Here is a 12,849-nt window from a genome sequence, read left to right as displayed (position 1 = left end):
GATTAGCCGTCGTGCGGTCAACGGCACCAAGACCAATGGTCACCACGTGAACGGGGCCTCGGCCAACGGCATCGCCGCCAACGGCGAGACCGCCTACACCGACGCCATCCCGCGCAAGCCGCCGCTGCTCCCCGAGATCCCGGAGCTGCCGCAGGTCGAGCCAGCCGAGCCGGAGTTCTGGTTCGGCCCGCCGCTGCCGGAGGACTCGCTGCCGCCTGCGGAGGGGTGGACGCCCGCCGCTCCGCCCCCTGTCGCGCGGCCCACCCGTTCGGGTGAACCTGAGCAGCCGTCCGATCCGTCCGACTGGTTCCCGGCGTCGGCTACCGAGCCGCCGGTAGACACCTACGCCCGCCTGGGCATCACCCCCGCGTCGTCAGACAGCGCCCGCTTGCGGGTGGACGACCTGTCGGCGCCGCGATTGTCGCCGGACAACCCGCCCGTGGACCCCCCGGCCACTCATTCGACGGACGTTCTCTTCCGGCCCGACCCGGACCCCGACACGGATCCGGTCATGCGTCCTGCCGCGCCGGAGGCCGCCGGACGTGCGCAGCCGCCCGCCCCGGCCCCGCCCGAGGCCGACTCGCCGGGCGACACCCCGGAAGCCGGGCCCGCCGACCCGACCGCGCGGCGCCTCACCGAGCCGATCTCGCGCAGGCGGGAGCCGGTGGCCAGCGCCGACTCCGACCTCACCGACCTCATTCCGCGCGTCCGGGCGTATTCCCCCGTGAAGCCCTCGACGGCCCCGCCCGAGGAGACCGCGGACGAGACGCCCGTTCAGAGCGTCGCGGACAGTGCTGACAGCGCGGAAGAGGCCGAGGACCGTCCGAAGCGCGGTAAGCACCGCAGGCCGCCGCGCCGTCAGCCGCTCTGGCGCGAGATCCTGGTGCTGATCGGCGTCGCGCTGCTGCTGACGTTCGTCATCCAGCACTTCGTCGGCCGCGTGTACTCGATCCCGTCCGGCTCGATGGAGCAGACCCTGCACGGCTGCCCTGGCTGCACGGGCGACCGGGTCTTCGTCGACAAGATCATCTATTCGTTCCGCGACCCAGAGCCGGGCGACGTCATCGTCTTCGAGGGGCCCAACACCTGGACCGAGAACGACGTCAAGACCGAAGAAGGCAACGTCTTCACCCGCAGCCTGCGCTACGTCGGGGCGTTCATCGGCATCGCCCCGCCCAACGAACGGGACTTCGTCAAGCGGGTCATCGCGGTCGGCGGGCAGACCGTCGAGTGCTGCGACGACCAGAACCGGGTCCTGGTCAACGGCAAGCCGTTGGACGAGCCTTACGTGTACTGGGAAAACGGCGGCCCCGACGAGCGCCAGAAGTTCTCACGCGTTACCGTGCCCGAGGGCACACTGTGGGTGATGGGTGATAACCGAGGGAACTCGTCGGACTCCCGGTTCCAGGGTGGTGGCGGTGTTCGCGGTGTCGTTCCGCTCGGCAAGGTCATCGGCAAGGCGCGCTACATCGTGTTGCCGCCGTCCCGGTGGCGCGGAATCGGCGACCACAACCCACAGGAAAGCCCAGACCTCGCGGCGGCAGGCTGGCATCAGGGGATCCCGATGGGTATCGGGCTGACCGCGGCCTGGCCAGTGCTCTGGCTCAGCCGCCGCGTCAAGGACGTCCTCACACCCAGGAAGGCTGAATAGTTGTCGGACCCACACGGCGCCGTGCCAGGGGATGGACGTGGCGCCGACCATCTCGACGTCTCCGACCGGGACTCCACGCGGCCATCGACCGAGGTCGACACCCAGACCAAGATCGACGCCGAGACCGCGACCGCCGAAATCGCCGCCCAGGACAAGAACGCCGCCATCGCCAAGGTCGACGCCATGGCCCAGGCCGAGACCGCGCCCACAGTGGACAGTGACACAGTGGCCGGTGGCGCCGACGGCGACGACGTGCCCGTGAAGGCGAAGCAGGCCAAGAAGAAGCGCCCGTTCTGGGTCGAACTGCCGATCCTCATCGCCGTCGCGCTGCTGCTGACGTTCCTGATCCAGTCGTTCCTCGCCCGGGTGTTCGTCATCCCGTCCGAGTCGATGGAGCAGACCCTGCACGGCTGCGAGGGCTGCACCGGCGACCGGGTCCTCGTCGACCGGGTCGTCTACTACTTCCGCGATCCCGCGCCGGGCGACGTCGTCGTGTTCGAGCGCCCCTCGACCTGGGACCAGACCGGCCTCAACGGCCGCTCCGGCAACCCCCTGGTGTCCTGGTTCCAGGATCTCGGCGCGCAGTTCGGCCTAGCCGACCCGAGTGAGGAAGACGTCGTCAAGCGGGTGATCGCGGTCGGCGGGCAGACCGTCGAGTGCTGCGACGACCAGAACCGCGTGCTGGTGGACGGCAAGCCGCTGGACGAGCCGTACGTCTACCGCCCGTACGCGGACGTGATGCAAGAGGACTTCGGCGCCATCACCGTCCCGCCCGGGAAGCTGTTCGTGATGGGCGACAACCGCAACAACTCCCTCGACTCGCGCAAGCAGGGCGGCGGCGGGGAGAACGGTCTCGTCCCGGCTGACAACGTGATCGGCAAGGCGCGGGCGATTATTTTGCCGCCGTCGCGGTGGCGGGGCGTGGGTGATCACAATCCGCAGGCGTTGTCTGCTCCGGCGTGGCAGGCGGGCATTCCGGCTGGTCTGGGTGTCGCGGCGGCGTGGCCGACGCTGTGGCTGGGCAGGCGCGTGCGCGGCGTCCTGACTCGCGATGACAAGAGAACGCCCCGGTAGGCTGCCCCAGTGTCCGACGGATCAACCGCCCCAGACGGCGACCGGGACGACGTCGACCGGCCCGAGCGGGACCCCGGATCACCCAAGAAGCGGCGTCCGTTCTGGCAGGAGCTGCCGATTCTCATCGGCATCGCCCTGGTGCTGACGTTCCTGATCCAGGCGTTCATCGCGCGGGTGTTCGTCATCCCGTCCGAGTCGATGGAGCAGACCCTGCACGGCTGCCCCGGCTGCTACGGCGACCGCATCGTGGTCGACAAGCTCACCTACCTGTTCACCGAGCCGCGGTCAGGCGACGTGGTCGTCTTCGAGCGGCCCGGCACGTGGAACCGGTCGGAGTTCCGGGCGAACCGCTCCGACAACGAGGTCGTGCGGTGGCTCCAGGGCATCGGCGCGCAGTTCGGGCTCGCCGCCCCGGACGAGGACGACGTGGTGAAGCGCATCATCGCTCTCGGCGGGCAGACAGTGCAGTGCTGCGACGACCAGAACCGCGTGTTGGTGGACGGCAAGCCGTTGGACGAGCCTTACATCCACTGGGATCCTGAGACGGGGAACCAGCAAGAGGAGTTCTCACCGGTCGCGGTGCCGGAGGGACTGTTGTTCGTGATGGGCGACAACCGCAACAACTCGGGCGACTCCCGCACCCAGGGCAACGGCGGGCTCAACGGCCTTGTCCCGGTCGACAATGTGATCGGGAAGGCGCGGGCGATCATTTTGCCGCCGTCGCGGTGGCGGGGCGTGGGTGATCACGATCCGCAGGCGTTGTCCGCTCCGGCGTGGCAGGCGGGTATTCCGGCTGGTCTGGGTGTCGCGGCGGCGTGGCCGACGCTGTGGCTGGGCAGGCGCGTGCGCTCGCTGGTCCGGCCCGGGACGGGGGAGCGGTGAAAGGGGGAGCGATGCTGATGCCGCCACGCGCGGTCCTGCGCCGCGACGCGGGGACCTGGAGTCTGCAAGCCGCGCTGCACCGGCGCGGCCTGGGCCCGGTCGCGGGCGTGGACGAGGCGGGCCGAGGCGCGTGCGCGGGCCCGCTGGTGATCGCCTCCTGCGTGCTGCGCCCCGGCGACGCGGCCCGGCTCGACGGGCTGACCGACTCCAAGCTCATGACCGCCGCCGCGCGCGAGCGGATGTTCGACCTGGTCACCGAGCGCGCCGTCGACTACTCCGTCGTGGTCGTGCCGACCGCCGAGGTCGACCTGATGGGCGTGCACGTGGCCAACATCGAGGGCATGCGGCGGGCGGTGGCCCGGTTGACCACCCATCCCGGGTACGTGCTTGTCGACGGGTTCCGGGTGCCGGGGCTGACCGCGCCGAGCATGCCGGTGCTCAAGGGCGACCAGGCCGCCGCGTGCGTCGCGGCGGCGTCGGTGCTGGCCAAGGTCACCCGCGACCGGATCATGGCGGAGCTGCACGAGACGCTGCCTGCCTACCGGTTCGACGTGCACAAGGGCTACTGCACCGGCCTGCACAGCCGGGCGCTGCGCGAGCACGGGCCCAGCCACGAGCACCGCTGGTCGTATGTGAACGTCGCCGCGGCGGGGGTCGCGCACGGTCTTCGGGCGCCACATCGGGTGGCGCTGAGTGTCGCGGCATCGGCCGTGGTCCAGAATGGTGAACCCCCGCAGTAGCGGGCGGCACAGGCCACTACCAGGAGGGGCGCGCGGCAGATGAGCGCGGAGGATCTCGAAAAGTACGAGACCGAGATGGAGCTGCAGCTCTACCGGGAGTACCGCGACATCGTGGGTCAGTTCGCGTACGTGGTGGAGACCGAGCGGCGGTTCTACCTGGCCAACGGCGTCGACGTGCAGGTGCGCGACGCCGATGGCGAGGTCTACTTCGAGGTGCGGATGTCCGACGCCTGGGTGTGGGACATGTACCGGCCCGCCCGGTTCGTCAAGAACGTCCGGGTGATCACGTTCAAGGACGTGAACGTCGAAGAACTCGACAAACCGGACCTGAGGCTGCCCGAGGACGGCCCGTTCAGCGGCTAGCACAGCCTACCGACAACCCCCGGCTCGCGAAGATCATCGCGAGCCGGGTTGTCCCCAATCGCGAGAGTTGTCCACAGCTCGCGACCACCCCTGGCGACACCCCCGCTCCTGACGGCACTGTCGAAATCGGACACGGCGCCCGCCGTGCCACGATCCCCGACAGGAGCGGTCATGACGGCACACCTGCTGCTCGGCCGACGCGGCGAGGACATCGCCGCGCGGTATCTCCAGAACTCCGGCCACGTCATCCTCGACCGGAATTGGCGCTGCGAACTCGGCGAGCTGGACCTCGTCTGCGCGGACGGGTCCCGCCTGGTCGTCTGCGAGGTGAAGACCCGCGCGGGCGCCGACTTCGGCGCCCCGGCGGAAGCGGTGACCGACGCCAAGGCGACCCGTATCCGCAGACTCGCCACGCGCTGGCGCGTCGACCGCGGCATTCCGCCGGGCGAGATCCGGTTCGACATCGTCTCGGTTGTCCTGCCGCCGCGCGGTGAGCCGCGGATCCGCCACCTGCGCGGAGCGTTCTGATGGTCCTCGCCCGCGTCTGGTCGGTGGCCCTGTTCGGTGTCGACGGCATCACCGTCGAGATCGAGGCGGACATCGGCGGCGGCAAACCCCGGACGCAGATCGTCGGCCTGCCCGACGCCGCGCTCAACGAGGCCAAGGAACGCGTGCGCGCGGCCGTGCGCAACAGCGGCATCGAGTGGCCGGACCAGTTGGTCACCCTGGCACTGTCCCCGGCGGCCCTGCCCAAGGGCGGCTCCGGCTACGACCTGGCGCTGGCCGCCGTCGTGCTCGTCGCCGACCGCAAGATCCCGCCGGACGCCTTCGCCGACACGGTCCTGCTCGGCGAGCTGGCCCTCGACGGCCGCCTCCGCACGGTCCGCGGCGTCCTCCCGTGCCTGCTCGCCGCCCGCCGGTCCGGATTGCGCCGCGCGATCGTCCCGGAGCCAGCGCTCGCCGAGGCGTCCCTGGTCAGCGGCATGGACGTGCGCGGAGCCGCCACCCTGTCCCAGGTGCTCGCCTGGGCTCGCGGCGACACCGAGGCACTGTCGCGGCCGGGGGAAGCGGCCGTCCCGCAGGCATCCGCTCCGCCGGACCTAGTGGATGTGATCGGCCAGCCCGAGGCCCGCTGGGCGCTGGAGGTCGCCGCGGCGGGCAGCCACCACATCTTGCTGTTGGGCCCACCGGGCACCGGTAAGACGATGCTGGCCAAGCGTCTTCCCGGCCTGCTCCCGCCGCTGCCGCGTGAGCACGCGCTGGAGGTGACCGCCATCCACTCCGTCGCGGGCGACCTGGCCGCGGAGTCTCCGCTGATCACCGTGCCGCCGTTCATCGCGCCCCACCACACGACCTCGGTTCCAGCCCTCGTCGGCGGCGGTGTCGGCGTGGCCAAACCAGGCGCCATCAGCAAGGCCCACCGCGGCATCCTCTTTCTCGACGAGGCCGCCGAGTTCCACGCCGACCGCCTGGAGGCCCTGCGCACCGCGTTGGAGGAAGGCGAGATCCGGCTGGCCCGCCGCGACGCCGTCGTCCACTATCCGGCCCGGTTCCAACTGGTCCTCGCGACCAACACCTGTCCCTGCGCCCCGCCGCGCGAGGCTGACTGCACCTGCGCCCCGTACGCGCGCCGCCGCTACCTCGCGCGCCTTTCCGGCCCGCTGTTGGACCGGGTGGACCTCCGGGTCCGCATGCGCCCCATCACCGCGATGTCCCGCGCTGGCGACATCACCCCGGAGCGCACCGCGACGGTCCGGGACCGCGTCGAAGAGGCCAGAGCCCGAGCCGCCCACCGCTGGTCCCCCCACGGCTGGCAAACCAACGCGGAAGCGCCCGGCCCAGCACTACGCCGCGACTTCTCCCTCCCCAGAGAGGCCACCGCCCTGCTCGACCGCGGCCTCAACACCGGAGCCGTGACCGCCCGAGGCGCCGACCGCTGCCTCCGCGTCGCCTGGACCCTCGCCGACCTGGCAGGCGCCCCCACCCCCACCGCGGACCACGTCGCCACCGCCCTCGAATTCCGCGAACGCCGCGCCGCATGACCACCGCCCTCGCAGACCCCAATCGACTGCCAGTGCCGCATGAACGTTTCACCAAGCCCGCAATCGACCACCCAAAGCAAGGAGTTCGCACTGTGTTCGCTGATCGTCGCTGCTACCCGCGTCCCACTGCACTCAGCCGCTCACTGACATCGCGATCAGGTTCTTGCCGGTCGCCGGGTTCGCCGCCCACACGGTCTGGCCGGAGAACGCGGTCGCCGGGCGTGTCGGGCTGGGGGCATGGCTGTGGATGACATCCGACTTGCCCGGGCATACCTGGTTCGGGTCGCCGAGCCGCCCGCGCCCGCGTTGGGGGCGCTTGTCGCGGACTGCGGGCCGGTGCGGGCCGCCGCTCTGGTGCGGGAGGGACGCGTTCCCGACGCGGTGCGCGATGAGACGTCCGCGCGGCGGGAGCAGGATCTCGCCGCGCAGGACTTGGCCGCCGCGGCGGCGGTGGGGGCGCGGCTTGTGGTGCCAGAAGACCCGGAGTGGCCTGCCTGGCCGCTGCTGTGCCTGACCAACGCCCTCGCCCGGGGACTGCGGTGGGCCGCGCCGCCGCTGGCCCTGTGGGTGCGCGGCCCGGCGCCGCTCGATGACGCGCTCCACCGCGCGGTCTCGGTGGTGGGAGCCAGATCGGCCACCGCCTACGGCGAACATGTGGCGAGCGAGTTCGGGTACGGGCTGGCCGAGGAGTCCGTGACCGTGGTTTCCGGCGCCGCGTACGGCATCGACGGCGCGGCCCATCGAGGGGCGTTGGCTGGGCACGGGACGACCATCGCCGTCCTCGCGTGCGGCGTCGACCTCAGTTACCCGGCCGCGCACACCGCACTGCTCGACCGCATCGCCAAGGACGGCGCGGTCGTGAGCGAATACGCCCCCGGCACACCGCCCGCCAAGCACCGGTTCCTGGTCCGGAACCGGTTGATCGCGGCCATGGGCCTGGGAACCGTGGTCGTGGAGGCCGGGGTGCGCAGCGGCGCCCGCAACACGGCAAGCTCCGCGGCGGCCCTGGGCAAGATCCTGCTGGCCGTGCCCGGCTCAATCGGCTCGGCGATGTCGCATGGTTGCCATGAACTGCTGCGCACCGGGGTCGCGACCCTCACGTGCTCGGTGCCGGAGATCCTGGAGGCGGTCGGCCAGATCGGCGAACTGGCCCCGGTCGCCGCGGCGCCGAAGCGGCCGACAGACGGGCTGGGCGAGCAGGCGCTGCGCGTCCACGACGCCCTCAGCGGCCGAGCCGGGCGCAGCCCCGAGCAGGTCGCGGCGGAGTCCGGCGTGCCCCTGGACCGGGTTCGCGCGCTCCTGCCCGAACTGGAACTGACCGGCCTGGCCGCCCGGGGAGAGGAGGGCTGGACGAGAGTCCGATCATGAAACCGCGTGGCGATGCTTGACCAAGGGCCCCCGGTGCCCCAGCGTCAAGACTGTGCCGCACGCGTCCACCCGCATCACCCGAGCCGACCTCCACCGGGTCCGCGCCGTGCTGCCCGCCCACGTCCGCGCGGTCCTGACCGAGTACGAACGGCATCTCGCCCTGGAACGCGGCCTGTCCGACCACACGGTCCGCGCCTACCTCGGCGACGCGGTCTCCCTGCTCGGCTTCCTGCACGGCGTCCCGGGCGTCCTGCCCGGTTCGGAGACGGCACGATCAGGTGAACCTGACCTACCGAAGGAGACGCGTTCCGGGACGCGGGATTCCGACGGGCAGGCATCAGGCCACCCACCCTCGGACAGCCTGCCCTCAGCCGCTCCGATCCCGGGCCGAGCGGGCCCGGCTGGCGCGAACCCTGAACCAGCGGGCCCGGGCGCGCCGCCAAGGCGCCGTCTGGAGCCGCTGGGTTCGGGCGGCTTGGCGTCACCGGACTCAGAGCCGGGCGAGACGGGTTCGCCGCACGGCCCAGGGGAGGCGGGGTCGTCGCTTGGCAGCGACGGCGTGGGGGGTCGTTTGGGGCGGTCCGGTGAGGGGGATTCCGATGTGCGGGAAGACGAAGGCGCGGCGGCGGCGAGCCTGGACGCGGTGGGGCTCGATCTGACCGCCATGCGCGGGTGGTTGGCCGCGCAGCGCGCCGCGGGTGCGGGGAGGACGACGTTGGCTCGGCGGGTGGCGGCGGCTCGGACGTTCACCGCGTGGGCGCACCGGCGGGGGCGGCTGGCGGTCGACCCGGGGCTTCGGCTGATGGCGCCGCGGCGGCACCGGGCGTTGCCCTCGGTGTTGCGGCAGGACCAGGCCGGTGCGGTGATGCGGGCGGCGGAGTCCGGGGCGCGGGAGGAGGACCCGGTCGCGCTGCGTGATCATGCCGTGGTGGAGTTGCTGTACGCGACGGGGATCCGGGTGTCGGAGTTCTGCGGGTTGGATGTGGACGACATCGACCTGGGCGCCCGAGTGCTGCGCGTGCTGGGCAAAGGGCGCAAGGAGCGGACAGTCCCGTTCGGTGTTCCGGCCGCCATAGCCGTCGAAGCGTGGTTGCGTCAGGGCCGTCCGTCACTTGTCCGGGACGATTCACCGCCGGCAGTGTGGTTAGGCGTTCGCGGCGGACGGCTCCACCAGGCCGCCGTACGGCGTATCGTGCATGAGGCCGTGGCCGCGGTGCCCGGGGCCCCCGACATGGGGCCGCACGGGCTTCGTCACTCAGCGGCCACACACCTGCTCGAAGGGGGTGCTGATCTTCGTAGCGTCCAGGAGTTACTCGGTCACGCTACGCTCTCGACAACGCAGCTTTACACCCACGTGACCGTCGAACGGCTGAAGGCGATCCATGACCGAACCCACCCCCGTTCCCGATAGCGCCGGGGATGGCTCTCGGGCACCGGCGGAGCCGTCCCAGGCTTCCGCACCGGTCGACCCGACGAACCAGGTGAACGGCCACGCCGCCCTGTCCAGGGCGGGCAGGCCGGACGGCGTGCTGCCCGGGGACCAACGCACCGCCGACGACGTCGAAGCGGGCATCGTCGCGCTGTGGCGAAGATTCGGCGAGCAGCGTGAGCAGTCGCTGCGCGACCGGCTCGTCCTGCACTACGCGCCGCTGGTCAAGTACGTCGCGGGCCGCGTGGGCACCGGGCTGCCCGCGCACGTCGACGTGTCCGACCTGATCCAGTCCGGCATCTTCGGCCTGGTCGACGCGATCGAGAAGTTCGAGCCCGAGCGCGGCCTCAAGTTCGAGACGTACGCGATGCAGCGCATCCGCGGCGCCATCCTGGACGACCTGCGCGCCCAGGACTGGGTGCCGCGCACCGTGCGCGGCCGCGCGCGCGAGGTCGAACGCGGCATCGAACGGCTCGGCGCCAAACTCCAGCGCACCCCCAACGACGCCGAACTCGCCGCCGAACTCGGCCTCACCGTCAGCGAACTCCGCGACGTCTACGCCCAGCTCCAGCTCACCAGCGTCGTCGCACTGGACGAACTGGCCGCCGCTGGCCGCGGCGCGAACTCACTCGCCGACATCCTCGAAGACGAGACCGCGGAAGACCCCGTGGCCCTCCTGGTCGACCAGGACAACCGCCGCCAACTAGCCGAGGCCATCGGCCTGCTCGTTGAGCGCGACCGCGTGGTGGTCACCCTCTACTACTTCGAGAACCTCACTCTCGCCGAGATCGGCCGCGTGCTCGGCGTGACCGAGTCGCGGGTCTGCCAGCTGCACACCCGAGCCGTCCTGCGCCTACGGGCCAAGCTGATGGAAACCGCCGAGGTCTGACCCGCCTGCCCATCACCGACCGTCCCGCCGCCAACCTCCACGACGGCACACCGACCCCCGAGCCTGACGGGATCACCTAGGCAACCCCGCACCACCCAGCTCGCGCACACCATCGCTGTCGGTGCCAAGCCGTCCTGGCGACACGGCTCACCCCAGAGCCTCCGCGCGCATTCCGTTTGCCAGACCGCCAAGCAGGCGCGTTAAGCCACTTGGAGGCCATGGAGGCGGTCACCACGGCGACCCCGGGCGAACGCGCGCCGCAGGTCGGTGGTGAGCCCCGGGCAGGTGGTGAAACAGATGGTCGAGGCAGAGCGCTGCCGGCTGGGCCAGGTGAGAAGGGCGTCGGCCCGAAGTGGGAGTCGGCGGAGTCAGGCGGGTAGCGGGTCGAGTTGAGGTGGGTGTCGGGCTCGGTGGAGGGGTGGTTCGGGGTGGAAGTTGGCTGGGTTGGGTGGGGGGACTGGCCCTGGGTGGGGCGGGAGGAGACGGACGTGGTGGTGAGTTTTCAGCAGCATCAGCGGGTCTAGGTACTCCTGGCCTCGGCGTAGGCCCCAGTGCAGGCACGCGGGGGCTTGGCGGCAGCCGGGATGGCCTGCCGCCAGCAGGCCGATCTGGTCGCCGCCGCGGACTCTGGTTCCCTGGGTGACCGTGGGGTTCAGCGGCTCGTAGGTGGTGCGCAGGCCCGGGGCGTGCTCGATCGACACCACGCCGCGGGCGGCCACTTGGCCCGCGAACGTGACCACACCGGCGGCGGCCGCGTGGACCGGCTCGCCGGGGGCGCCGGGGAGGTCGACGCCGCGGTGGCCGGGGCCGTAGAGGGTGGCGGGCGGTTGGAACGGGCGGGTGACCGGTCTGGGTGGGGCAAGCGGCCAGGTGAACCGAAGGCCGGGAACGGGCCTGCCCGGCGGCGGAGGCGGGTCGAGGCTCTGGGCGAGCGTGGCGGCGCCGAGTGACAGGGGACGCTCGCGGCCGGGCGGCGACGCGGGGGCGGGCGGGGCGGACATGACCGTCAGGAAGGCGGCTGTCAACGCTGTGACGATGGTCGCCGCGATGGCGCGGATTCGGTGTTCGCGCTGGTCTGTGGGCATGGTTCGACTGTGCCGGGCGGGGTGGGGCGGTGCCAGGGTGTGCCCGAACCTGTGGATGAATCGGCCGACTGTTGACAACTCGGGCTCCGATTCTCTGCCCGGCCGGGCGTCGGCGTACACTGTGTCCGCGTCCCGTGGCGACATCGGACGACTTCGCGTGCCAGTGCGCGTCCGTGGTTCTCAGACCGCGGCCACCGACGCCCGGCGGTCTCGATGGTGCAGTTCACCAGCGGGTCCGGGCGTCTGCACGGCACCAGGGCGGCGGGCCACCGGTCCGCGGCGACAAACCGACACCGCGTGCCAGGCCTCACCCGCCCGGTGCGCCCGAAAGCAAAGGTGCGAACCCGGCCATGGCCGTCGTCACCATGAAGCAGCTGTTGGATTCCGGCGTGCACTTCGGGCACCAGACCCGCCGCTGGAACCCGAAGATGAAGCGCTACATCCTCACCGACCGCAACGGTATCTACATCATCGACCTGCGGCAGACGCTGACCTACATCGACCGCGCGTACGAGTTCGTCAAGGAGACGGTCGCGCACGGCGGTTCGATTCTGTTCGTCGGCACGAAGAAGCAGGCGCAGGAGGCCATCGCCAACGAGGCGCTCCGCGTCGGCATGCCGTTCGTCAACCAGCGCTGGCTGGGCGGCATGCTCACCAACTTCTCCACCGTGCACAAGCGCCTGCAGCGCCTCAAGGAGCTTGAGGCGATGGAGCAGACCGGTGGCTTCCAGGGTCTCACCAAGAAGGAGATCCTGATGCTCACCCGCGAGAAGGACAAGCTTGACCGCACCCTCGGCGGTATCCGCGACATGGCGAAGGTCCCCTCCGCCATCTGGATCGTGGACACCAAGAAGGAGCACATCGCCGTCGGCGAGGCGCGCAAGCTGCACATCCCGATCGTGGCGATCCTCGACACGAACTGCGACCCGGACGAGGTCGACTACCCGATTCCGGGCAACGACGACGCGATCCGCTCCGCCGCGCTGCTGACCAAGGTGGTGGCCGAGGCCGCGGCCGCCGGTCTGATGGCGCGGTCCGGTGCGCGCAACGGTGCTGACAAGCCCGAGGTGGGCGCGGGCAGCGAGCCGCTGGCCGAGTGGGAGAAGGAGCTGCTCGTCGGCGCCGAGACCGCAGCGGCCGACGGCGAGCAGGCCGCGGCGGCGGTCGAGGCCGCGACCGACACCCCGGCCGAGTCCTGATCTTCCGCCGTGGGGGGGGGGAGGGGGGCTGGGGGGGGGGGGGGGAGGACAAAAAGAGGTCCCCGACAAGCACACCAACCCCCCCCCCCAAGCCCAAGAGCAAGGGACACCACCCCCTCCACCCCAA

General features: G+C 71.4%; 12 protein-coding genes. 11 read left to right on the top strand and 1 reads right to left on the bottom strand.

Annotation, left to right across the window (positions count from 1 at the left end; all coding sequences use genetic code 11):
- Positions 1-46: 46 nt before the first annotated feature.
- From lepB (ACZ6SD_RS18550) to ACZ6SD_RS18505, 10 genes are all read left to right on the top strand, one after another.
- A complete protein-coding gene (lepB, locus tag ACZ6SD_RS18550) occupies positions 47-1,651 on the top strand; it encodes a signal peptidase I (protein WP_465318165.1) in 1,605 nt (534 codons plus the stop codon).
- A gap of 183 nt (positions 1,652-1,834) precedes the next feature.
- Positions 1,835-2,725 carry a signal peptidase I gene (lepB, locus tag ACZ6SD_RS18545; RefSeq protein WP_465318208.1) on the top strand — a complete coding sequence of 297 codons (891 nt, stop codon included), beginning with the start codon at positions 1,835-1,837 and terminating at the stop codon, positions 2,723-2,725.
- Between the two features lie 9 nt (positions 2,726-2,734).
- On the top strand, positions 2,735-3,607 hold the full coding sequence (gene lepB, locus ACZ6SD_RS18540; protein WP_465318164.1) for a signal peptidase I: 873 nt from the start codon (positions 2,735-2,737) through the stop codon (positions 3,605-3,607).
- A gap of 11 nt (positions 3,608-3,618) precedes the next feature.
- Positions 3,619-4,347 (top strand): ribonuclease HII, encoded by a 729-nt coding sequence (locus tag ACZ6SD_RS18535; protein WP_465318163.1) that lies wholly within the window; start codon positions 3,619-3,621, stop codon positions 4,345-4,347.
- Positions 4,348-4,386: 39 nt separating this feature from the next.
- Positions 4,387-4,710, top strand: a complete 324-nt coding sequence (locus ACZ6SD_RS18530) for a DUF2469 domain-containing protein (RefSeq protein WP_018682033.1) — start codon at positions 4,387-4,389, stop codon at positions 4,708-4,710.
- A gap of 171 nt (positions 4,711-4,881) precedes the next feature.
- Complete coding sequence (locus ACZ6SD_RS18525) at positions 4,882-5,238, top strand: YraN family protein (protein WP_465318162.1); 357 nt, start codon at positions 4,882-4,884, stop codon at positions 5,236-5,238.
- Positions 5,238-6,752, top strand: coding sequence for a YifB family Mg chelatase-like AAA ATPase (locus ACZ6SD_RS18520; protein ID WP_465318161.1), 1,515 nt, complete (start codon positions 5,238-5,240; stop codon positions 6,750-6,752). Before ACZ6SD_RS18525 ends, ACZ6SD_RS18520 begins: the two co-directional genes overlap by 1 nt.
- A 237-nt stretch (positions 6,753-6,989) precedes the next feature.
- Complete coding sequence (dprA, locus tag ACZ6SD_RS18515; protein WP_465318160.1) at positions 6,990-8,120, top strand: DNA-processing protein DprA; 1,131 nt, start codon at positions 6,990-6,992, stop codon at positions 8,118-8,120.
- Between the two features lie 571 nt (positions 8,121-8,691).
- Positions 8,692-9,531: a tyrosine recombinase XerC gene (locus ACZ6SD_RS18510; protein WP_465318207.1), complete on the top strand. Its 840-nt coding sequence runs from the start codon at positions 8,692-8,694 to the stop codon at positions 9,529-9,531.
- Positions 9,503-10,438: a FliA/WhiG family RNA polymerase sigma factor gene (locus ACZ6SD_RS18505; RefSeq protein WP_465318159.1), complete on the top strand. Its 936-nt coding sequence runs from the start codon at positions 9,503-9,505 to the stop codon at positions 10,436-10,438. Before ACZ6SD_RS18510 ends, ACZ6SD_RS18505 begins: the two co-directional genes overlap by 29 nt.
- 368 nt (positions 10,439-10,806) lie before the next feature.
- On the opposite strand, the gene ACZ6SD_RS18500 is transcribed toward ACZ6SD_RS18505, so the two are convergent.
- The gene (locus ACZ6SD_RS18500) at positions 10,807-11,523 is read right to left on the bottom strand and encodes a M23 family metallopeptidase (RefSeq protein WP_465318158.1); all 717 of its coding nucleotides are present in this window, start codon (positions 11,521-11,523) and stop codon (positions 10,807-10,809) included.
- 350 nt (positions 11,524-11,873) lie between these two features.
- Here ACZ6SD_RS18500 and rpsB point away from each other — a divergent pair, with 350 nt between their 5' ends.
- Complete coding sequence (rpsB, locus tag ACZ6SD_RS18495; RefSeq protein WP_465318157.1) at positions 11,874-12,722, top strand: 30S ribosomal protein S2; 849 nt, start codon at positions 11,874-11,876, stop codon at positions 12,720-12,722.
- Positions 12,723-12,849: the final 127 nt, after the last annotated feature.

The sequence above is a fragment of the Actinokineospora sp. NPDC051303 genome (assembly GCF_055586285.1).
The sequence above is the reverse complement of the archived record's forward strand: the minus strand, read 5'-3'. Positions and strand labels throughout refer to the sequence as shown.

What these genes read in the sequence shown, in the direction of transcription:
- ACZ6SD_RS18535 (WP_465318163.1), top strand. Translation starts at nt 3,619, where the DNA reads ATGCTGATGCCGCCACGCGCGGTCCTGCGCCGCGACGCGGGGACCTGG.
- ACZ6SD_RS18520 (WP_465318161.1), top strand. Translation starts at nt 5,238, where the DNA reads ATGGTCCTCGCCCGCGTCTGGTCGGTGGCCCTGTTCGGTGTCGACGGC.
- dprA (WP_465318160.1), top strand. Translation starts at nt 6,990, where the DNA reads ATGGCTGTGGATGACATCCGACTTGCCCGGGCATACCTGGTTCGGGTC.
- ACZ6SD_RS18505 (WP_465318159.1), top strand. Translation starts at nt 9,503, where the DNA reads ATGACCGAACCCACCCCCGTTCCCGATAGCGCCGGGGATGGCTCTCGG.
- rpsB (WP_465318157.1), top strand. Translation starts at nt 11,874, where the DNA reads ATGGCCGTCGTCACCATGAAGCAGCTGTTGGATTCCGGCGTGCACTTC.
- lepB (WP_465318208.1), top strand. Translation starts at nt 1,835, where the DNA reads ATGGCCCAGGCCGAGACCGCGCCCACAGTGGACAGTGACACAGTGGCC.
- ACZ6SD_RS18530 (WP_018682033.1), top strand. Translation starts at nt 4,387, where the DNA reads ATGAGCGCGGAGGATCTCGAAAAGTACGAGACCGAGATGGAGCTGCAG.
- ACZ6SD_RS18525 (WP_465318162.1), top strand. Translation starts at nt 4,882, where the DNA reads ATGACGGCACACCTGCTGCTCGGCCGACGCGGCGAGGACATCGCCGCG.
- ACZ6SD_RS18500 (WP_465318158.1), bottom strand. Translation starts at nt 11,523, where the DNA reads ATGCCCACAGACCAGCGCGAACACCGAATCCGCGCCATCGCGGCGACC.